This is a genomic window from Salinimicrobium oceani (assembly GCF_012037645.1).
The window spans coordinates 1-374 of the sequence record NZ_JAAVJR010001009.1 but is presented as its reverse complement, the minus strand read 5'-3'; the positions used below and the strand labels follow the sequence as shown (position 1 = coordinate 374).

Annotated in this window: 1 protein-coding gene; it reads right to left on the bottom strand. The window is 42.8% G+C overall.

What is annotated here, in order from left to right:
- On the bottom strand, window positions 1-374 hold a 374-nt coding region (locus tag HC175_RS20510; RefSeq protein ID WP_209310153.1), incomplete at both ends, for a hypothetical protein.

The following is a 374-nucleotide window of genomic DNA, read 5'->3' as shown; positions in this document are numbered from 1 at the left end:
AGTTTCTTCAGAAGTTGTGCTGTTGTTGATTGTCAGGTTAAGGGTTGCAACATTGGTACATCCTGCCTCATTCTGGCTTTCAAAAGTATAAACACCGCTTTCAGTATATTCAGTTCCGTTCCAGGTGTAAGAATCACAGGCTGTTGCAGTTTCTTCAGAAGTAGTGCTATTGGTGATAGTCAGGTTTAGGGTTGCGACATTGGTGCATCCTGCTTCATTCTCACTCACAAAAGTATAGACACCGCTTTCTGTATATTCAGTTCCATTCCAGGTGTAAGAATCACAGGCTGTGTGAGTTTCTTCAGAAGTTGTGCTGTTGTTGATGGTCAAAGTCAGGGTTGCAACATTGGTGCATCCTGCCTCATTCTCACTTT